This is a genomic window from Mesorhizobium sp. MC2-1-1, from assembly GCF_057597255.1.
The window spans coordinates 5,928,075-5,948,031 of sequence record NZ_CP195205.1; the positions used below are offsets into that span (position 1 = coordinate 5,928,075).

Annotated in this window: 20 protein-coding genes and 1 pseudogene; 17 read left to right on the forward strand and 4 right to left on the reverse strand. The window is 62.2% G+C overall.

From position 1 onward, the window contains the following. Nucleotides 1-179 precede the first annotated feature (179 nt). From trbB to ACR64R_RS29035, 11 genes are read left to right on the forward strand one after another with little or no spacing between them, the layout of a single operon-like run. A complete protein-coding gene (gene trbB, locus ACR64R_RS28985; protein WP_487359626.1) occupies nt 180-1,163 on the forward strand; it encodes a P-type conjugative transfer ATPase TrbB in 984 nt (327 codons plus the stop codon). Continuing rightward, entirely contained in the window at nt 1,160-1,492 is a 333-nt protein-coding gene (locus ACR64R_RS28990; protein ID WP_487359627.1) for a TrbC/VirB2 family type IV secretion system protein, read from the forward strand. The genes trbB and ACR64R_RS28990 overlap by 4 nt, the downstream gene beginning before the upstream one ends. Continuing rightward, entirely contained in the window at nt 1,492-1,773 is a 282-nt protein-coding gene (locus tag ACR64R_RS28995) for a VirB3 family type IV secretion system protein (protein WP_487359628.1), read from the forward strand. The genes ACR64R_RS28990 and ACR64R_RS28995 overlap by 1 nt, the downstream gene beginning before the upstream one ends. A gap of 7 nt (nt 1,774-1,780) precedes the next feature. Beyond that, nucleotides 1,781-4,231, forward strand: coding sequence for a conjugal transfer protein TrbE (gene trbE, locus ACR64R_RS29000; protein ID WP_487359629.1), 2,451 nt, complete (start codon nt 1,781-1,783; stop codon nt 4,229-4,231). After that, entirely contained in the window at nt 4,228-4,986 is a 759-nt protein-coding gene (gene trbJ, locus ACR64R_RS29005; protein ID WP_487359630.1) for a P-type conjugative transfer protein TrbJ, read from the forward strand. Before trbE ends, trbJ begins: the two co-directional genes overlap by 4 nt. A gap of 11 nt (nt 4,987-4,997) precedes the next feature. Then, complete coding sequence (trbK-alt, locus tag ACR64R_RS29010) at nt 4,998-5,324, forward strand: putative entry exclusion protein TrbK-alt (protein ID WP_487359631.1); 327 nt, start codon at nt 4,998-5,000, stop codon at nt 5,322-5,324. 2 nt (nt 5,325-5,326) lie between these two features. After that, nucleotides 5,327-6,697, forward strand: a complete 1,371-nt coding sequence (gene trbL / locus ACR64R_RS29015; protein ID WP_487359632.1) for a P-type conjugative transfer protein TrbL — start codon at nt 5,327-5,329, stop codon at nt 6,695-6,697. Between the two features lie 2 nt (nt 6,698-6,699). After that, nucleotides 6,700-7,389, forward strand: coding sequence for a conjugal transfer protein TrbF (gene trbF / locus ACR64R_RS29020; RefSeq protein ID WP_487359633.1), 690 nt, complete (start codon nt 6,700-6,702; stop codon nt 7,387-7,389). Continuing rightward, a complete protein-coding gene (gene trbG, locus ACR64R_RS29025; protein ID WP_487359634.1) occupies nt 7,386-8,441 on the forward strand; it encodes a P-type conjugative transfer protein TrbG in 1,056 nt (351 codons plus the stop codon). The genes trbF and trbG overlap by 4 nt, the downstream gene beginning before the upstream one ends. Beyond that, the gene (locus ACR64R_RS29030) at nt 8,441-9,583 is read left to right on the forward strand and encodes a TraB/TrbI/VirB10 family type IV secretion system protein (RefSeq protein WP_487359635.1); all 1,143 of its coding nucleotides are present in this window, start codon (nt 8,441-8,443) and stop codon (nt 9,581-9,583) included. The genes trbG and ACR64R_RS29030 overlap by 1 nt, the downstream gene beginning before the upstream one ends. A 1-nt stretch (nt 9,584) precedes the next feature. Then, nucleotides 9,585-9,809 (forward strand): DUF2274 domain-containing protein, encoded by a 225-nt coding sequence (locus tag ACR64R_RS29035; RefSeq protein WP_487359636.1) that lies wholly within the window; start codon nt 9,585-9,587, stop codon nt 9,807-9,809. Between the two features lie 580 nt (nt 9,810-10,389). Here ACR64R_RS29035 and ACR64R_RS29040 read toward each other — a convergent pair. After that, nucleotides 10,390-10,686, reverse strand: a complete 297-nt coding sequence (locus ACR64R_RS29040; RefSeq protein ID WP_487359637.1) for a hypothetical protein — start codon at nt 10,684-10,686, stop codon at nt 10,390-10,392. Nucleotides 10,687-11,041: 355 nt separating this feature from the next. Here ACR64R_RS29040 and ACR64R_RS29045 point away from each other — a divergent pair, with 355 nt between their 5' ends. Continuing rightward, nucleotides 11,042-11,287, forward strand: coding sequence for a hypothetical protein (locus tag ACR64R_RS29045; RefSeq protein ID WP_487359638.1), 246 nt, complete (start codon nt 11,042-11,044; stop codon nt 11,285-11,287). A 5-nt stretch (nt 11,288-11,292) separates the two neighbouring features. Here the strand turns inward: ACR64R_RS29045 and ku are convergent, their stop codons facing one another. Both ku and ACR64R_RS29055 read right to left on the reverse strand, forming a co-directional pair. Next, nucleotides 11,293-12,117 carry a non-homologous end joining protein Ku gene (ku, locus tag ACR64R_RS29050; protein WP_487359639.1) on the reverse strand — a complete coding sequence of 275 codons (825 nt, stop codon included), beginning with the start codon at nt 12,115-12,117 and terminating at the stop codon, nt 11,293-11,295. Nucleotides 12,118-12,455: 338 nt separating this feature from the next. Continuing rightward, nucleotides 12,456-13,325 (reverse strand): ATP-dependent DNA ligase, encoded by an 870-nt coding sequence (locus ACR64R_RS29055; protein ID WP_487359640.1) that lies wholly within the window; start codon nt 13,323-13,325, stop codon nt 12,456-12,458. 408 nt (nt 13,326-13,733) lie between these two features. On the opposite strand from ACR64R_RS29055, the gene ACR64R_RS29060 reads away from it, so the two are divergent. The 3 genes and pseudogenes from ACR64R_RS29060 (at nt 13,734) to ACR64R_RS29070 (ending at nt 16,023) form a co-directional block, all read left to right on the forward strand. Beyond that, nucleotides 13,734-14,021: a helix-turn-helix domain-containing protein gene (locus ACR64R_RS29060; protein ID WP_487359641.1), complete on the forward strand. Its 288-nt coding sequence runs from the start codon at nt 13,734-13,736 to the stop codon at nt 14,019-14,021. 576 nt (nt 14,022-14,597) lie between these two features. Continuing rightward, nucleotides 14,598-15,696, forward strand: a pseudogene (locus ACR64R_RS29065) (IS3 family transposase). Nucleotides 15,697-15,846: 150 nt separating this feature from the next. After that, the gene (locus tag ACR64R_RS29070; RefSeq protein WP_487359642.1) at nt 15,847-16,023 is read left to right on the forward strand and encodes a hypothetical protein; all 177 of its coding nucleotides are present in this window, start codon (nt 15,847-15,849) and stop codon (nt 16,021-16,023) included. A gap of 240 nt (nt 16,024-16,263) precedes the next feature. Here ACR64R_RS29070 and ACR64R_RS29075 read toward each other — a convergent pair whose 3' ends face one another. Continuing rightward, a complete protein-coding gene (locus ACR64R_RS29075) occupies nt 16,264-16,425 on the reverse strand; it encodes a hypothetical protein (protein WP_487359643.1) in 162 nt (53 codons plus the stop codon). Between the two features lie 930 nt (nt 16,426-17,355). Between ACR64R_RS29075 and ACR64R_RS29080 the strand changes: the two genes are divergently transcribed. Together ACR64R_RS29080 and ACR64R_RS29085 are read left to right on the forward strand one after the other, a co-directional pair. After that, a complete protein-coding gene (locus tag ACR64R_RS29080; protein ID WP_487359644.1) occupies nt 17,356-18,843 on the forward strand; it encodes an ATPase domain-containing protein in 1,488 nt (495 codons plus the stop codon). After that, entirely contained in the window at nt 18,843-19,880 is a 1,038-nt protein-coding gene (locus tag ACR64R_RS29085; RefSeq protein WP_487359645.1) for a sensor histidine kinase, read from the forward strand. The genes ACR64R_RS29080 and ACR64R_RS29085 overlap by 1 nt, the downstream gene beginning before the upstream one ends. Nucleotides 19,881-19,957: the final 77 nt, after the last annotated feature.

Here is a 19,957-nt window from a genome sequence, read left to right on the forward strand (position 1 = left end):
GTGTGTCCATATATGCGAAACATGGTGAGGCAGCAGGCCTTCGGGGCCGCCGTGAGCCGGTGAATGCACGCTACGCTACGATGGCGCCTGAAAACCATTGAACCGGACGTCTCCAAGGCTCTTTTGATCGTCCCCGACCGGGCGCTGTTCGACGCGTTGCCGGCCGAGACGGTGACAGGATGGCTATCTCACACAACGATACCGAAGGACGCGCGCGCAGCTCACGTATGCTACGCACCGCGCTCGGCCCCGCCATCGCCCGGTTTCTCGACGATCCCGCGATCGTCGAGGTCATGCTCAATCCGGATGGCCGCATCTGGGTAGACCGGCTTTCGGACGGTTTGGCCGATACAGGGGAAATGCTTGCCCCGGCCGCTGGCGAACGCATTGTGCGTCTGGTCGCCCATCATGTCGGCGCCGAGGTCCATTCCCGTTCCCCGCGCGTGTCGGCCGAGTTGCCGCAGACCGGCGAGCGTTTCGAAGGCTTGCTGCCGCCCGTGGTGGCCGCGCCGGCTTTCGCGATCCGCAAGCCCGCCGTCGCCGTGTTCACGCTCGATGACTATGTCGCGGCAGGCACGATGTCGGCTGGCCAGGCGGCGATCCTGCGTGCCGCGGTTGCCGGCCGCGCGAACATCCTCGTCGCCGGCGGCACCTCGACGGGCAAGACGACCCTCACCAACGCGCTGCTTGCCGAAGTGGCGAAAGGGATGGATCGGGTCGTCATCATCGAGGACACCCGTGAACTGCAGTGCGCCGCGCCCAACCTTGTCGCAATGCGCACCAAGGATGGCGTCGCCACGCTGTCCGACCTGGTTCGCTCGTCCTTGCGCCTGCGGCCCGATCGCATCCCCATCGGCGAGGTGCGCGGCGCTGAGGCGCTGGACCTCCTGAAGGCATGGGGGACAGGCCATCCCGGTGGCATCGGCACCCTTCATGCCGGCTCCGGCATCGGCGCGCTGCGCCGCCTTGAGCAACTGATCCAGGAAGCCGTCGTCACCGTCCCGCGTGCGCTGATCGCCGACACGATCGGCCTTGTCGCCGTGCTTGTCGGACGAGGCGCGGCGCGACGGCTTGTCGAGCTGGTGAGGGTCGAGGGCCTCGGCGCCGACGGCGATTATCGCATTGCTGACGCCACGTCGATCAACACAGGAGAAGCTTCATGATCCGCCTGATTTCGCGTTGCCGCGCCAGCCGGGCCGCGGCAAGCGTCGCCATTGCCTTCAATCTCATGGTCGCCCCGCCCGCCCATGCGTCGGGCTCCTCGATGCCGTGGGAACAGCCGCTCGAAAAGATCCTGCAGTCGGTCGAGGGACCGGTCTCCAAGATCATCGCCGTCATCATCATCATCGTTACCGGCCTGACGCTGGCCTTCGGCGACAGTTCGGGCGGCTTCCGGCGGCTGATCCAGATCGTGTTTGGCCTTTCGATCGCCTTTGCAGCGTCCAGCTTCTTCCTGTCGTTCTTCTCGTTCGGCGGTGGAGCGCTGATCTGATGACAACCGCTCTCGAACAGCTCGACGCGGTGCCGGGTTGGACGGTACCCGTCCACCGGGCGCTGACCGAGCAGATCCTGCTTGGCGGCGCGCCTCGCGCGATCGCGATCCTGAATGGCACGCTGGCGGGTGCCGTCGGCCTTGGGCTGCGGCTGTGGCTGGCCGGCCTCATCATCTGGGCAATCGGGCATCTCACGGCCGTATGGGCCGCCAGGCGCGATCCGCTGTTCTTCGAGGTCGGGCGCCGACACCTGCGGCTCCCCGGACATCTTCAGATTTGAGGCCGCCATGATGAGCCTTGCCGAATACCGCCGCACCGCTGCTCGCCTCGCTGACTACCTGCCCTGGGCCGCACTCGTCGCGCCGGGCGTCGTGCTCAACAAGGACGGCAGTTTTCAGCGCACCGCGCGATTTCGCGGGCCCGATCTCGACTCCGCCGTCGCGGCAGAACTCGTTGCCGTGGCGTCGCGCGTCAACAACGCCCTTCGTCGCCTCGGCTCGGGCTGGAGCGTCTTCGTCGAAGCGCAGCGGCACGAAGCGGGTTCTTATCCCGAGAGCCAGTTCCCCGATGCGGCCTCCGCCCTGCTCGATGCCGAGCGCAGAGCCGACTTCGACGAGGCGGGCGTTCATTTCGTGTCGAGCTACTTTCTCACATTCCTCTTCCTGCCGCCGCCCGAGGACGCCAGGCGCGCCGAGGGATGGCTTTACGAGGGTCGCGACAAGTCGGGCGTGGATCCGCACGAGATCGTGCGCGTTTTTATCGATCGGACAGAGCGCGTGCTGTCCCTGCTCGACGGGTTCATGCCGGAGTGCCACTGGCTCGACGATGGCGGAACGCTCACCTACCTGCATTCGACGATCTCGACAAAACGCCATCAGGTGCGCGTCCCCGAGACGCCGATCTATCTCGATGCGCTGCTGGCCGACCAGCCGCTCGCCGGCGGGCTGGAACCGCGGCTTGGCGACAAGCATCTTCGCGTGCTCTCGATTGTCGGCTTTCCCACCGCCACGACACCCGGCCTGCTGGACGACCTCAATCGGCTGGCCTTCCCCTATCGCTGGTCGACCCGCGCGATCCTGCTCGACAAGGTCGATGCCGTCCGTCTGTTGACCAGGATAAGGCGGCAATGGTTCGCCAAGCGCAAGAGCATCGCCGCGATCCTGAAGGAGGTGATGACCAACGAAGCCTCAGCCCTCCTCGACACAGACGCCGCCAACAAGGCGGCCGACGCCGACACCGCCTTGCAGGAGCTCGGCGCCGACATGGCGGGCATGGCCTATGTCAGCGCGACCGTGTCCATCTGGGATTGCGACCCGCGCGTGGCCGACGAGAAATTGCGGCTCGTTGAAAAGGTCATCCAGGGCCGCGATTTCACGGTGATTGCCGAGACCGTCAACGCCGTCGATGCCTGGCTCGGCTCGTTGCCCGGACACGCCTATGCCAACGTCCGTCAGCCTCCCATCTCAACGCTCAATCTCGCCCACATGATCCCTATGTCCGCCGTGTGGGCTGGGCCGGAACGGGACGAGCATCTGGCCGGTCCTCCGTTGCTTTACGGCAAGACCGAAGGCTCGACCCCGTTCCGGTTGGTCCTTCATGTCGGCGATGTCGGTCACACGCTGGTCGTCGGCCCCACCGGCGCCGGCAAGTCGGTGCTGCTGGCGCTGATGGCGCTGCAATTTTGCCGCTACCGCAACGCTCAGATCTTCGCCTTCGATTTCGGCGGCTCGATCCGCGCGGCGGCGCTCGCCATGGGAGGCGACTGGCACGATCTCGGCGGGCAGCTCACGCAAGGCATGGACGCCTCCGTGTCGCTGCAGCCGCTCGCCCGCGTTCATGACACGCATGAGCGCGCCTGGGCGGCTGATTGGATCGTCGCGATCCTGACGCGCGAGGGCATACAGATCACCCCGGACGCAAAGGAGCATATCTGGGCGGCGCTGAGCTCGCTTGCCTCGGCCCCCGTCGAGGAGCGCACCATCACCGGGCTCAGCGTGCTCTTGCAAGCCAATGACCTGAAGCAGGCATTGCGCCCGTACTGTGTCGGAGGCCCTCATGGAAGGTTGCTCGACGCCGAGGCCGAACACCTCGGCCGGGCATTCGTGCAGGCCTTCGAGATCGAAGGACTGGTGGGAACGCAAGCCGCGCCGGCCGTCCTGTCCTACCTTTTCCATCGCATCGGCGACCGGCTCGACGGGCGTCCGACGCTGCTCATCATCGACGAAGGCTGGCTTGCCCTCGACGACGAGGGGTTTTCCGGACAGTTGCGCGAGTGGCTGAAGACGCTGCGCAAGAAGAACGCCAGCGTCGTCTTCGCCACCCAGTCGCTTGCCGATATCGACAAGTCGGCCATTGCGCCGGCGATCATCGAAAGTTGTCCAACGCGGCTTTTGTTGCCGAACGAGCGCGCGATCGAGCCGCAGATTACCGCCATCTATCGGCGCTTCGGCCTGAACGACCGCCAGATCGAGATCCTGGCGCGAGCGACACCAAAGCGCGATTACTACTGCCAGTCACGCCGCGGCAACCGTCTCTTCGAGCTCGGCCTGTCCGAGGTCGGGCTGGCACTTTGCGCCGCGTCCTCCAAGAGCGATCAGGCCCTGATCGGCAGCATCATCGCCGGGCACGGCCGCGACGGCTTCCTGGCGGCCTGGCTGCGTGCCCGCGACGTCGGCTGGGCCGCCGACCTCCTTCCCAACCTTACCGTCCCTGAACCTGGAAAGGATCCCCAATCATGACTGTTCGTCAACGCCGCCCGCGCGCCCTCCTTCTGGTCGTGGCGATGCTCGCCGCGCCGGTCGCCATCTCGCCGATGATGACGGCCCCAGCCCATGCCTTCATCGTGTTTGATCCATCGAACTATTCCCAGAATGTTCTGACGGCCGCGCGTTCGCTGCAGCAGATCACAAACCAGATCACCTCGCTTCAGAACCAGGCCCAGATGCTGATCAACCAGGCGCGCAACCTGGCGAGCTTGCCTTTGTCCTCGCTGCAGCAACTGCAACAATCGGTGCAACGCACGCAGCAGCTTCTCGGCCAAGCACAAAACATCGCATTCGACGTCCAGCAGGTCGACAAGGCCTTTCAGCAGCAATACGGCAGCGTCTCGCTCTCTGCATCCGACCAGCAGCTCGTCACGGACGCGCGTTCGCGCTGGCAAAACACGGTGGGCGGTCTTCAGGATGCCATGCGCGTCCAGGCGGGTGTCGTCGCAAACATCGAAAGCGGTCGCGCTCAGATGTCGGCGCTGGTCGGCGCCAGCCAGTCGGCGACCGGTGCGCTGCAGGCGGCGCAAGCTGGCAATCAGCTCCTTGCGCTCCAGGGCCAGCAGCTCGCCGACCTGACCGCCGTCGTCGCCGCCAACGGTCGCGCCCAGGCTCTGAATGAGGCCGAGCGAGCCGCCGCTGTCGATCAGGGCCGCGAGCAACGCCGTCGCTTCCTGACGCCCGGCTCTGGCTACCAGGCCGGCTCGGTTCACATGTTCAACCGCTGAGATTGATGACCATGGACGGCAAAACCCCCGCTCTCACCGTGGCGGCGATCCTTGTTGCGGCCGCCGCCGTGGCGGCCGCGCTCGGTGTGGGCCGGAAGCAGGACAATCCGGCGGGCGAGGGCGCGCCCACAGCAGCGAGAATGATGCCAGACACGCTTCGCGACGGTCTGCGCCGCTGCCAGTCCCTCGGGGAGGCTGCCTTGCGCGACGATGGATGTGCGCGGCTGTGGGCCGACCAGCGCGATCGCTTCCTCGGTCTCAAGGGGCCATCGGTGCCTTCGACAGGCGCGCCGGACGCTTCGCAGTCGCCAGACGCCGCCATGCGTCGGAGCCGATAGACATGGGCAATACCGGAGTCATCGATCAGTTCCTTGCCACCTTCACCCGCTACATCGACAGCGGCTTCGGCCTGCTCGGCGGCGAGGTCGCCTTCGTCGCCACCACCCTGATCGTCATCGACGTGACGCTTGCCGCGCTCTTCTGGAGCTGGGGCGCCGATGACGACATTCTTGCGCGGCTCGTCAAGAAGACGATCTTCGTCGGGGTCTTCGCCTATCTGATCTCCAACTGGAACGGTCTCGCCCAGATCGTCTTCGAGAGTTTCTCCGGTCTCGGTCTCAAGGCGAGTGGAACCGGTTTCTCGGCACAGGACCTGCTGCACCCCGGCAAGGTGGCGCAAACGGGCCTCGACGCGGGTCGACCACTGCTTGAGGCGATCTCCGGTTTGATGGGCTACGTCTCCTTCTTTGAAAACTTCATCCAGATCGCCTGCCTACTCTTTGCCTGGGCGCTCGTCCTGCTCGCCTTCTTCATCTTGTCCGTGCAGCTCTTTGTGACGCTGATCGAGTTCAAGCTGGCGACGCTGGCCGGCTTCGTGCTGATCCCCTTCGGCCTCTTCGGCAAGACCGCCTTCATGGCCGAACGCGTGCTCGGCAACGTCATCTCGTCGGGCATCAAGGTTCTGGTGCTTGCCGTCGTCATCGGCATTGGATCGACGCTCTTCGGCGAATTCACCCAAGGCTTCGGTGGCGAGAGCCCCACCATCGACCAGGCCATGGCGATCGTGCTTGCGGCGCTGTCTCTGCTTGGCCTCGGCATCTTCGGCCCCGGCATTGCCAACGGCCTTGTCGCCGGTGGACCACAGCTTGGCGCCGGTGCGGCCGTCGGCACCGGCCTTGCCGCGGGCGGCATGGCGGTTGCAGGCTTTGGCGCGGCCGGCCTGGCGGCGCGAGGTGGGACGGCAGCATTCTCGGGCGCAATGTCGGCCGCGCGTGGAGCTACGTCACTCGCTGGCGGCGCCTCGACCGCCTATATGCTTGGCGCCGCCGGCCAGGCTGGCGCGGCAGGCATCGCCCCTGGCCTTGCCGGCATTGCGCGCGCCGGCGCCTCGGCAGCAGCCTCACCCCTCAAGCGGGCCGCCGCAAACACTGGTCAATCGCTCAAGTCAAGCTTCGCCGCCGGCGCCAGCTCGGCTGCTGAAATCACCGGCGGGTCTTCGACCATGGGAACGATCGGCGGCGCCGCGGTGTCAGCCGTGGCGCCTGCGCCCGGCACGGGCAAGCCATCCGGCACGCAAGGACAGCCCGAATGGGCCAGACGCCTGCAGCGCTCTCAGCGCCTCGCCCACGGCGCCCAGACCGCCGCCCACGCGGTGCGCGCAGGCGACAGCCATGGCGGCGGCGCTTCGATTTCTCTTTCTGAAGGCGAATGACCATGAACATGTTCAGGCGGCCCGCCGTCCACTACGGCAAGGCACCCCGACCGGAAACGCCCTATCAAAAGGCGCAGCAGATCTGGGACGAACGCATCGGTTCTGCTCGCGTGCAGGCACGCAACTGGCGTGTCATGGCGTTCGGGTCGCTCCTCCTGTCCGCGGGCCTCGCCGTTTCACTGGTCTGGCAGTTGGGCCGCGGTAGCGTCGTGCCCTGGGTCGTGCAGGTCGATACGCTGGGCGAGGCTCAGGCGATCGCGCCCGCGACCGCCGACTACAAGCCGACCGATCCTCAGATAGCGTGGCATCTTGCCCGCTTCATCGAACAGGTGCGCTCCGTTCCCGCCGACCCGATCATCCTGCGCCAGTACTGGCTGCGCGCCTATGATTGGACCACCGACCGGGGTGCTGCGGCGCTCAACGAGTACGCTCGCGCCAGCGACCCCTTCTCCAGGGTCGGCAAGCAGCAGGTCGCGGTCGAGATTTCCTCGGTCATCCGGGCCTCGCCAAACTCCTTTCGGGTCGCCTGGGTCGAGCGTCACTATGAAAACGGCCAGCTTTCCGCCACCGAGCGCTGGACCGCTATCCTGACGATCGTGACGCAGATGCCAGGCGACGCCGAACGTCTTCGCGCCAATCCACTCGGCATCTACGTCAACGCCATCGACTGGTCGCGGGAGATGAGCCAATGAACCTGGCATTGCGCCGTTCGATCACACCTGCTTTCCATGGATACGCAATCGCGGCCGTCCTGTTTTCGGGGGCCATTCTCGCCGGCTGCGCGACGCCTGAGAAGCCGCCCCGGATTGCTTACGACTCCCACGTTCCGCCATTGCCGGCGGTCCCGGTTGCCGCGACCGACCAACAGCCCAAACCGCTGCACGTTCCGCCGGCTTGGACTCCGGCACGCGGCGGCGACCAGGCCAACAACCCGACCGCCCAGGTCGAAAACGCCAATGCGGCCGCGCGTGTCCAGCCGCGGCGCGAGGGCTATTACAATGCCATCCAGATTTATCCGTGGAGCGAAGGGGCGCTCTACCAGGTCTATGCCTCGCCAGGCCAAATCACGGATATCGCGCTCGAGCCGGGCGAGAGCTTGACCGGCACGGGGCCCATCGCCGCCGGCGACACGGCACGCTGGATCATCGGCGACACGGAAAGCGGATCAGGGGCTGGCCGCCGTGTTCATGTGCTGGTGAAGCCTTCGCGCGCGGACATCACCACCAATCTCGTCGTCACCACCGACCGCCGGAGCTACATGATCGAGTTGCGGGCAGACGGGAAGTCTTACATGCCGGCCGTTGCATGGGCATATCCATCCAAGCCCGCCGAGCAACGGACTGGTCCGGCAACGCCGATGATCCCGGCCCTCGCGGCGCGCAATTACCGCTATGGCCTCAAAGGGAACACGCCGCCCTGGAAGCCCGTCGCCGTCTACGACGACGGCAGGCGCGTCTATGTCGAGTTTCCGCGCGGGATCGTGCAGGGCGAGATGCCGCCGATCTTCATCATCGGCCCGGACGGCGAGGCCCAGATCGCCAACGGCCGGGTCTACCAGAACGTGCTGATCATGGACCGCCTGTTTGGGTCCGCCGAACTGCGCCTTGGCAGCGGCAAGCGGCAGCAGATTGTTCGGATCGACCGCGTCGATGGGGCAAGAACGCGTCGACTGCCGTGGATGCCAGACTTTGCCGCGGCGCCGAAAATCAAGAATCCACCGGGCCAGAGGGAAGGGCGGGAGTAATGAGCGATACAGAAACCGCAGCTCAGCATATGAGGCTTCGCGCGGATCCGCCGCGCGTCACCCGCCTGTCTCGCAGGGTACTTGCCGGGATCGGCTTCGTTGCGTCGCTCGGCGTCGGCGGCGCGCTGATATACGCCCTCCAGACTCGCGATCCAGGCGGGCGCGGCGAAGAGCTCTATTCGACCTCCAACCGGCAGCCCGCCGATGGCCTCGCGAGCCTGCCGCGCGACTATACCGGCCCGATCCTTGGCCCGCCGCTGCCTGGCGACCTCGGCCGGCCTGTGCTTGATGCCCAGAACAAGGGTAAGCCTGTCGTGTCTCCAACCATCGCAACCCCCGCCGTCGACGAGGCCGAGCAGCGTCGGCTGGCCGAGGAGGAGGCGGCCCGGACGTCGCGCGTCTTTTTCCAGACGGCAGTGGTGGGCGCAGCCACGCGCGATGCAAACGGCAACATCGCAACCACCAACTCAACCGGTCCGGATCTTGGCGGACAGACACCGCAGGATCGCCAGCTTGCCTTCCTGCAGGCGGCGGCCGACCGACAGATCGTGGCGCCCGACCGCGTCATGCCGCCGGCATCGCCATATGTTCTTCAGGCTGGTGCCGTCATTCCTGCGGCGCTGATAACTGGAATCCGCTCCGACCTGCCCGGCCAGATCACCGCGCAGGTGACCGAGAACGTCTACGACAGTCCAACAGGCCGGGCGCTCCTGGTCCCGCAAGGGACGCGCATCATCGGCCAATACGATAGCGGGGTTGGTTTCGGGCAGCGTCGCGTTCTGCTCGTCTGGACCCGGTTGATCTTCCCCAATGGCCGCTCGATTGTTTTGGAGCGGCAGCCTGGCGCGGACGCAGCGGGCTATGCGGGCCTCGAGGACGGTGTCGACTTCCATTGGCGCGAACTGTTCAAGGCAGCCGCTCTGTCCACCATACTCAGCGTGGGGGCTGAGGCTGGCTCGTCGGGCGAAGAGAGCGACATCGTGCGCGCTTTGCGCAGCGGCGCCTCCGACAGCGTCAGCCAGGTTGGCCAGCAGATCGTCCAACGCCAGCTCCAGATAGCGCCGACGCTCACCATCAGGCCGGGGTTTGCCGTTCGAGTGATCGTCACCCGCGACCTCGTGCTCGAACCTTATGGAGGATGAAATGGCCAAGCTGAAACTCGGGCCGATCGCCGACGACAAGCCGGTGAAAATCACGATCGAGCTACCGGCGCCACTGCATCGCGACCTGGTTAAATACGCAGAGATCCTTGGACGCGATGCCGGCAAGCCGCCGGCAGATCCCATGCGTCTGATTGTATTAATGCTTGAGCGCTTCATGGCAACCGATCGCGGCTTCGTGATGGCGAAAAGGACGACGAGGGCCTAGCTGCGTTCTCGTTTCGTCGGGGTCCGGCGCGCTGCGGGACTACGACGCGTCCTGGAAGCGTATCCACCTTCGGACGTTTCCTGCCTGGCGTGGGAGGGCCTTTGGGCCGCCCTGGGCGCAAAGGGCCTTGACATCGACTATTGGCTGGGGATGCACGGCTCGCCGTTGCCGTCGAACTCGTGCGGAGGGCTGAGGCGAATGAGTTCGACAAGGTGAAAGTTCATGCTGATGCGGACACCGATGCGTTGCCTGACTGTCTCGAGGCAGTCGACATGGCTGATCTCAAGGCAAAGTTGTACGGCAACGTGAACCGACACACATCCGCGCCGCTGACACGCGGAATTCCTCATGGCGTCTCGCCGGCAAGTGGCCTCGGGTGACCGGCGCTGTCATTCGGCAAAATCCCTAGAAGCAAAGACGACTGAAATGGCGCAGCCTATCAAGGCAAGGGAAGATATCGTTCGACAGGGCTCGATAGTCCGGTCACGGCAAAAACTGGGAGCGACTGAGCGAGGTGGCAGACTTTGATCTCAACCTGCGAGACTCGCCTTACCCGGATTTGACGCCAGCAGCTGGCCAATTATCGGATTTCATTCCTCGCGAAATTCTGCAGCGAACGATGGTCTCGGCCCTGCTCGCCGACCCCAGCTGCAACGGAAATGGATGCGTCCGCCGGCCTGCAGGGGTGCCTGACCGGCTCGATCGCCATGTCATCGGCCAGCTTCTCTTGAAGTTTTTGAGCCGAAACGGGGCCTGACATCGGCGCGGCGTGTGGGCGCTCATAGTCTATCGGCCTGTCCATCAGCAGGTTCATCGCCTCGCGCATATGCCTTTTCAGATCGGAGATAGCGTCGTAGTGCGGCTTGAACGGCGTCAACGAGAGCTGGGCCCTGTCCAATGCGGCTCCCAGGCTGAAGATGTGTCGCTCGATCAACGCGAGTTGGCCTTCGGAAATGTCATCGTGGCGTCGGCGACGGGGCATGGATTTCGTTCTCCCAGGTTGTAGAACGAAATGAGAACAAATTCCTTGCCCGTCAAGCCGGTTTGTGGAATCTTTTCGGCATGAGTGACGAACCGACAGTCGCCGGAGAGATGATGCCGCAGCGCCCGCGAGGACCGCTTGGCCATGCGTGCGAGCGATGTGGCAAGGATGCCGGCTGGGGCTTTGCCCGGCCCAAACAAGCCTCGCACTGGTTCTGCTACGAGCACCGAGGCGAAGGGGAGGGCTTCCTGTGATCAACCATCCGCGCCGCCTTGGCTCCTATGCCGACCGTGATGTCGACTGCCAGGAAGCGATGGAGCCAGGCTTCCAGGCCATAGTGGATTGCATGGTCGAGGCCGGTTGGCTGCGCGCAGAGGTCTTGCGAGCGCTTCGCCGGCTGATCGCGGCGGACAGCATGGCGCTAAAGGAAACCGCCAGGCTGGAAACGGATCTGGCGATCGCCAGGGCAATGATCAGGGCCGGGAAGAATTTCTGACAAGCCTATGCGGATTTGCGTGCCGTTTTCGCCTTGGTGCCCCCCTTGATCCCTTCCTTCTCCAGGCTTTTCTTCAGCACTGAGGCCAGATCGACGACATTCTCTTTGGGCTGAGGCACCGGTTTTGGCGGCTTCTTTCCTTTCCGCTTCGCGTCGATCATGGCGATCAACGCGTCCTCATAGGTATCCTCAAACTTCGAGGGGTCGAACTTCGTGACCTTCTTGTCGATCAGCAATCCAGCGATCTCGAGCAAATCCTCGTCGTACTTTGGAGACTTTAAGTCGCCGAATACGCTGCTTTCGGAAATCATCTCATTGCGCGTCCGGAGCTCTGTCAGCAACATCCCCTTGCCGAACGGCTGTATGATGACTTCACGGCCTCTCTGATAGAGAACGACACATGAGCGCGCTGCGACCCTCTTCTTAGCCATGGCTTCACGAAGCACATTGAAAGCCTCAACCGCGGCACCATCGGCAGGAATGACGTAGTAAGGCTTTTCGAGATACCGAGTGTCGATGTCGTCGATGGCGACGAAGCCGTCGACATCGAGCGTATGTTGCGATGTCAGCTGCAGCTTCTTGATATCATCCGGCTCGATCTCGAGGAACTCGTCCTTCTCGGCCTCGTATCCTTTGATCTGATCTTCTGGAGGAACAACGTCGCCGGTCTGCTCGTCGACATAGGCGCTCGTCACGGGAAGACCGTCTTGGCGATTAAGAATCTTGAAGTGGACTTTGCCGGCTTCGGTGGTCGCCCCTACGAGCTTTACGCCGCAGGTGACCGATCCAACCTTGAGGAACCCTTTCCAAGCAGCGCGCGGTACGGCCATCGCCAAAATCCTGTCGCCATGAATACGATCGATAGGAACAGCTATGGCCGGGGCCTTGTTCCATATGGCTGCAGATGGCCGGCATTTTGAACCTTGGGGCTGCACGGACGTTCATGGCTGGCGTGGGAGAACGGACGACAAGATGACCAGGCCTATCGAAAGCTGGCGTGACACTTACAGCCCAGCCGAACTTGCACAAAAGTACGGTCTCACGATTGATCAGGCGCGCGTGGTGATCAGCTCCAACGGCCCTTCGCGACACGGCTGCGAGATGGGCGCGCAAGCATTCGGGCTTGCCCTGAAGATGCGGAACGGACGCGCACCATCCCGGCTCCCGTCTAGTCTTCCCAGAAATCCTTGAGCATCGCGTGGCGAAGCTGCTCTTGGCCTTTCAGGAACCGCACCTTGCCCGACAGCCCGGGCTGCAGCCACTCCGCCTTTTGCTTTTTGAGGCCCTTTGGCGGAGGCGCACCGACCTTGCCCTGCACGCGGTCCCATAACGCCTGGCGCTTCTCCGCCTTGAAGGTGACGAAGGCGCCGCCCATGTAGCGGCCCTTGTCGGCCATCAGCACCATCGCCGGCTTGCCGCGTTCGCGCTGCACGCCGATGATGTCCATGTCCTTTTCCTCAAAGCATTTGATCTTGCGCCAGGTAGTCGTCGGCCCACTGCGATAGACGCTGTCGAGGCGCTTCGAAACGATGCCCTCCAGGTTCGCCTCGCAGGCGAGATGATAGACCGCGTCGCCGGTGCCCGGCAGCGCTTCCGAAAACTGGATGCGCCCGCCGGCCGGGATCATAGCCTGCAGGATCTCTCTCCGGTCCTTCAGCGCCATGTCGCGGAGGTCATGACCATTGAGATGCAGAAGATCGAAGGCCACCAGGTAGAGATCCTGCGGCCGGCGTGTGATGACCGAGCGCAGCGCATGGAAGTCCGAGAGGCCCTTCTCGTTGGTGACGATCATCTCCCCTTCGATGATGAAGCTGTCAGCCTTCAGCTTGCCGGCCTCGGCGGCGATCGGCTTGTATTTCGCCGTCCAGTCGATGCCGCTCTTGGTATAGAGGCGGATGCCGTCTGCATCCTTGATCAATTGCGTGCGATAGCCGTCGAACTTGATTTCATGCGACCAGCCCTCGCCGGGGGGCGGGGCATCGACGAGCTCGGGCTCCATCGGCCTGACGAAGTTGAGCCTCACGCCGTCCCTACGCATACACACATCCCCAAACGGCGATTCAATAGCACAGCCGTCCCTAGGTTCCGTTAGCAGCGACTAAAGAGAAGGGGAACTTCGCTGCGATGCCAGTGTTCTAACCCGACAGTCACGACGAAGAGCTATGGCAGACGACAAGAGCAACAGACACTTCCGCGAGCGCGTGTCGGCAGACGGGGATTATGAGGTGCGCTATTTCGCCAAACAGGACCGCGCCGTCGTATGAAGTTCGGGAGCGGATCGACACCCTCGGGAACGACCGCAAGACGCTGCAGCGCGAAGCCAGAAAGTTACGTGGTTGAGCAAGCTTTCCGATCTGGGACCGAGTTTCCTGCGCCCGGATGGCGAGCACTTAACTCAAGTCAGTTGCCATGAGCGGCCATAAGCTAGAGATGGATAGTTAGAGAGATGTCTGGATACCTGACACCAGCACTTTGCCGCGCCGCCCGAGGGCTACTGAACTGGACCTCCGTTCGGTTGGCTTCCAGGGCTGGCATGAGTGAGGGCGTGGTGCGCGAATTCGAGAGCGGGAGACGCATCCCCGGACCGAGCAACGTCGAATCAATTCGAAGGACGCTCAAAGCCGAAGGTGTCGTTTTCTCTGCCGATGGCGTCCGGTTGAGAGGCGCCCGGGCTGCCACACAGCTCTCTCTTGCCGATGGCGAAGCCGGTATAATCGCCAATAGCGAAATGTAAGGATTATGCCTGCCGACAAGCCAAGAAGACTACCAAGCACCGACGCCAATCATTGCTATTGCCGTACTCATGTATTTGGTGGATCCCAGTATAAGTAGGGCCGTCACAACTGGGAAAGAAGAACCCGCCGATCAGGCAAGGCCAACGGACCGTTGCCAAACTTCGTGCACGCCGGTGAACCCCACTTAGAGAGCGGCGTCCTCGTAGTTTCTTGCTGACGGGCGGCGCTCGTAATCCACCGGGGCACTCAGCAAGATTCGAGCCTCACCGCGCCCGATATCCCTGCCTAGCTTAAAGGCGGCACACACCGCACCGAGAGTGATCAGAAATCTAAGCATTTGCTCGTTCTCCGGTTTTCGCAAGTGTGGGAACCGCCGGAGCTAAGGTTGGTTCCCGTTCGGATTGCCAAACGTCAGAACTGATAGGCAGCATCCAATCATGCCGCCAACCGAACGGAACGGACGCTTTGCGCAACACCCCGCGCCCAACAGCACAGTGACGTGCCTCCGGTTTTTCGGACCGTTCTGAGGTGGAATTTTCCAATTATGATCCCGATGACGGGAGAAGGAGAGTTCCATGAAGAAGTCGAAGTTCTCGGAGGCGCAGATCGCGTTCATTTTGCGCCAGGCGGATGAAGGAACGCCTGTCGCGGAGGTATGTCGCAAGGCCGGCATCTCGGACGCGACGTTCTACAATTGGAAGAAGCGCTATGGCGGTTTGACGCCGTCGGAGGTCAAGCGCATGCGCCAGCTCGAGGACGAGAACAACCGGCTGAAGAAGATCGTCGCCGACCTGACGCTCGACAAGGCAATGTTGCAGGACGTTCTGTCAAAAAAGCTCTGAAGCCTGTTCGCCGCCGGCGGCTTGTCGATGAGGTCCGGGCGGACTGGAAGGTTTCGATCCGCCGGGCATGTGCGACGTTCCTGATCGACACGTCGCTCTATCACTACAAGTCGAAGCGCGGCGACCAGGCTGCCTTGAAAGCCAGGATCAAGGAGATCACGGCGACGCGGGTGCGCTACGGCTACCGGCGCGTCCATGTATTGCTGCGCCGGGAGGGATGGCCCGTGAACGCCAAGCGAATCTATCGCCTCTATAAGGAGTTAGGCCTGCAGATCCGCAACAAGACGCCGCGGCGACGGGTGAAGGCGAAGCTGCGCGAGGATCGGACAGAGGCCGTGCACTCCAACGATGTCTGGGCCATGGATTTCGTTCACGACCAATTGGCGACCGGCCGCAAGATCCGCGTGCTGACCGTCGTCGACACCTTCTCGCGCTTCTCGCCCGCGGTCGATCCGCGGTTCAGCTACCGGGGAGAAGATGTTGTAGCCACACTGGAGCGGGCCTGCCGCTCAGTCGGCTATCCGAGGACGATCCGGGTCGACCAGGGATCGGAGTTCATCTCCCGTGATCTCGACTTGTGGGCCTATCAGCGCGGCGTCGAGCTGGACTTCTCGCGGCCGGGCAAGCCAACCGACAACGCCTTCATCGAGTCGTTCAACGGCAAGTTCCGCGGCGAATGTCTCAACGCCCACTGGTTCCTGACGCTTGACGACGCCCGCTTGAAAATGGAGGAATGGCGTAAGGACTACAATACCGTCCGACCCACAGCGCGATCGGCAACAAGCCGCCGATTTCGCTCATGAAAGGCTCATCGGCGGCTTCCGCTACCTGAGCCAGACACCCCGGAAGTTCCGGCCCGGGGCGATCCAAAGACGGGGAGCACCTCATTCCAAGTCGTCCGAAACGAGTAGAGGCGCTCGGACGAGTGGGAGCGAATATCACGCTTTCGCCCGGTACCGGTGAGGCAGGGATGGAGCATGGTGTGGCGGACTCCGAACAGCTTCAAATGTTGTCGCAGGTCGTGAGCGACCATTGCCGCCAGCACGGAATCCGCAGCGAGACGGACCGCGAGCAGGTTGCAATTCGGGTGCTGGATCTTTTTCGTCAGGGGCTCCGCGATCTGGCCCAAATATCTGACCAGCTTGAGCGGGTGCGGTGAACCGAACCCGGCTCGGCTGGTAGTTCCGAGCTGCAAATCCCGTGTCGCGTCGATAAATAGCTCGGGTTAGCAGCCTCATGCCGGGCGCCGGCGGCTTCTGCACTGTGTCGAAGGACAGCCGCTCGACCGACACTATCACCACGGACAGCGCCTCGGCTTCATCCACCCGCGGCCCGCAACACCTCCTCGTTCATCAGCACGCGCGGCGGGACGGAGAGGTTACACAATGTCAGGGCTCGCTCAGTCCTTTTTCAGTAGGACTTTCGCTTCGCGAACCAGAGAATTCCAGTCGGTGCCCAGAAGCATGACAAGCTCCACCGCCTGAGCCTCGGTGACGCCCGTCTCGCGGACCAGCTTCATGATGGTGCGTCGGTCGGAGTTACTGTTCGATCTGACATCCAAAGGAGCCTCCTGCCTCGCGGATGAATGGTCGATGCGGGAGCGCCTGCTTAGCTGGATGTGCCCGTATCGGATGCGCCCGTATCGGCGGCTTCTACGCTGTCGTTTGAGTGGCGGATCACCTCTCAGGGCCTGGCCGTCATTTCAGGCTCTACTTTCCTTCGTTGTCGGCGGTAACCTTCGAATTTGATCTCATGGCTCCATTCGGAGCCGGAGGCTTTGCCGGCCAATGTAGTCGAGCACAATCAGAAACCGGTAGCCCCACGCGCAAATCCTCGGTCAGGTCGACGACGAAGACCGGCGTGACCAAGCACATGAACGGCGGCACGATCATATTGGCGGCTTTTCGCGATCCCATCTCAGTTCGGTCGGCCAGGCGATTGGCCTAGGCGATGGTGCAGGAAAGATGCGAATGTCATGTCGTCTGCAGCTCGGGATTGGCAGTCGACGAGGCTGAACACTGGCCAAATAGTGGCCGGAGTAAACTCACGGAGTTGCCGCCATTGAGATGTGCCTGACAACCGGAAATTGCGTTGGCTTCGCGCCTGTCCAAAAGGGGAAAAATCCTAGATGAAAAAGACCTATGAAAAGCCGGTTCTCACCAAGCGGGAGCGTTTGGGATCGATCCTCGCGCAGGTCGCGTCAGTCTCGAACACGTGAGAGTTCGTCGCGGTTAAAGGCCCGTCGGCTCCGGCCGGCGGGCTTTTTTGCGTATCAGTCCATGACGCTCGGCGCCGGTGGCTTTTGCACTGGATCGAAGGACAGCCGCTCGACCGCGGCGATGATCGCTGCAGTGCTTCGGTCTCGTCGTACCGACGGGCCGTTCCGCGACAAACCCCCGCCGTGGAATGACCATAACCTATCTTCGAAAGCTCAAAGGGGAACCATCGAAAATGTTATCCGTTTAGCTGCTTACAAAAAAAGGCGGCCTGCGTGAGTCAAGACGACGCTTCACCAATATCATCTGGCGTGGAGGGCCTCGACTATGTCTTGCGCGGAGGGTACGCGAAATTCAGGTCTCATCTTGTCGAGGGCAGGCCTGGTTCAGGTAAGACCACACTCGGCCTGCAGTTTCTGATCGAAGGGGCGTCGAAGGGTGAGAGATGCCTTTATATAACGCTATCCGAGAGCAAGCGTGAGCTGCACTCGGTCTCGGAACGACATGGATTTTCTCTTGACGGTATCGAGATACTCGAACTGGTTCCGCCGGAACTTAGCCTCGATCCAACACAACTTCAGACGCTTGTTCATTCATCCGACCTGGAACTCGGTGAAACCGTGCAGACGGCCCTCTCTGAAATCGAGCGCCTGAAGCCAGATCGCGTGGTGTTCGATTCCCTGTCTGAAATTCGTCTCTTGTCACAGGGTTCTCTACGCTATCGACGGCAGGTTCTGGCTTTGAAGAGCTTTTTCTTGCTTAACAATGCAACCGTGCTGCTGCTTGACGACCTGACTGCGGAACATGACGATCTCAATCTGCATTCTATCAGTCATGGTGTCATTCGGATGGAACAGCTTTCGCCTATCTATGGCGGAGAGCGGCGGCGGCTGCGCATTATAAAAATGCGCGGCGTTCAAATTCGCGGTGGCTTCCACGACTTCGTCATTCGCCCGGGCGGCGTGACCGTATTTCCTCGCTTGGTTGCATCCGAACATGAGATGGCGGAGCATGGAACTCCGGCTACGGGCAACGGTTCAGTCGATACGCTCGTTGGGGGCGGCCTGGACCGCGGCACTAGCACTCTTCTGATGGGGCCTTCGGGTGTTGGCAAGTCGACGATAGCGTGCAGCTATTGTCACGCAGCTCTCAGGCGCGGCGAACATGTGCTGGTGCTTTTGTTCGATGAGACCAAGCGGATTTTCCTGGCTCGTGCGTCAGGTTTAGGCATGGATCTGGGGTTGTTCGCCGACAACGGCAGCTTGCTCCTGGAACAGATAGATCCGGCGGAATTGTCGCCAGGTGAATTATCGTCGCGTGTTCGGTCGGCTGTCGAGCACTCAAATGCTAGGATCGTCGTTATCGACAGCCTGACCGGATACCTTAATGCGATGTCAGAGGAACAGCACCTTGTGCTGCAGATGCATGAGATCCTGACATATCTCAATCACAAGGGTGTTGTGACGATCCTGCTATTGGCCAATCACGGGCTGATCGGGCAAATGTCCGCCCCTGTCGACATGACCTATCTCTGCGATTCCATAATGCTGTTGCGGTTCTTTGAAAGCGGCGGGCACCTTCGCCGGGCAATTTCCGTAGTCAAGAAGCGTGTCGGGCCGCATGAGAACACTATTCGTGAGTTCAGGATCGGTGCGGCGGGTTTGTCTGTCGGTGAGCCATTGGAGGAATTCAGGGGGATCCTGACGGGTGTGCCCACCTACGAGGGCAAGCAAGGCAATCTGCTGCCAGACAAGGCATCGTGATGCCTTCGGTGAGCGGGGTGCTTGTATTGGCGCCGGTCGGGCGCGATGCGAAGGTGGCCTCGGCCATTCTCGCGGAGAACCAGATCAAGTCCCACATCTGCGCCACGCTAGATGAAGCAGTTTCCCTGCTGGACCAATCTCAGTGCCTGGTGGTCGCCGAGGAAGCCTTGATCAGCTCAGATCGATATCAGTTCGCATCCTGGCTCAAACATCAGCCGCCGTGGTCGGACTTTCCGATCGTATTGCTGACGATGCGGGGAACAGAGATCGACGAACGCCTGGCCTTCCTGGACCGCTATCTTATTGTCCTCGAGCGGCCTTTCCTTGCGTCGAGCCTTGCGAGTTCGGTGCGCTCGGCGCTACGTGCCCGCGCCCGTCAGCTTGAGGTCAAATCATATATCGAACAAAAGCAAGAGGTCGCAGACAGGCAAAAACTTTTAATCAGGGAACTCCATCATCGCGTCAAAAACACGCTGGCAAATGTCAGAGCGATGATGGGGGCGACCGCCAAATCGAGCGGTAGTGTGGATGATTTCGTGCGCGACTTCTCCGCCAGGATCGTGTCCCTCGCCGACACGCACTCAATGCTCACTGATGACTATTGGCAAATGGCTTCCTTGCGCGAATTGCTCGAGTCGGAATTGCGCCACTACGATACGAATGACAACTCGCGAGTGGTGCTCGAAGGGCCAAGTGTCGCGCTAGTCGCCGATATTGCGATCCCAATCGGAATGGCCTTTCATGAACTTGCGTCCAACTCATCCAAATATGGCGCCTTGTCCAGCCCCCATGGCCGTCTCGAAGTCAAGTGGTCCGTGAGCAATTCGCAGGCCGAACGACGCCTCAATTTGGATTGGCTTGAAAGTGGCGGGCCGGCGGTGGAGCAACCGGCACGTCGCGGCTTTGGTACGACATTGCTGGAGAAAGTAGTTGCTGTGCAGTGCCAAGCCGAGGTCCACCTGAACTATCAACCTGAGGGTGTGCGGTTTGCAATGGCCTTGCCGCTGCGCGACACGAGGCTAGTTCCAGCCTACTGACTTCAGGGCGTAGCGCTCCGCTTCAGCGGTGGCCTATATGCACCATCGCTGATACTGATGGGCTTTCCTCATACCGT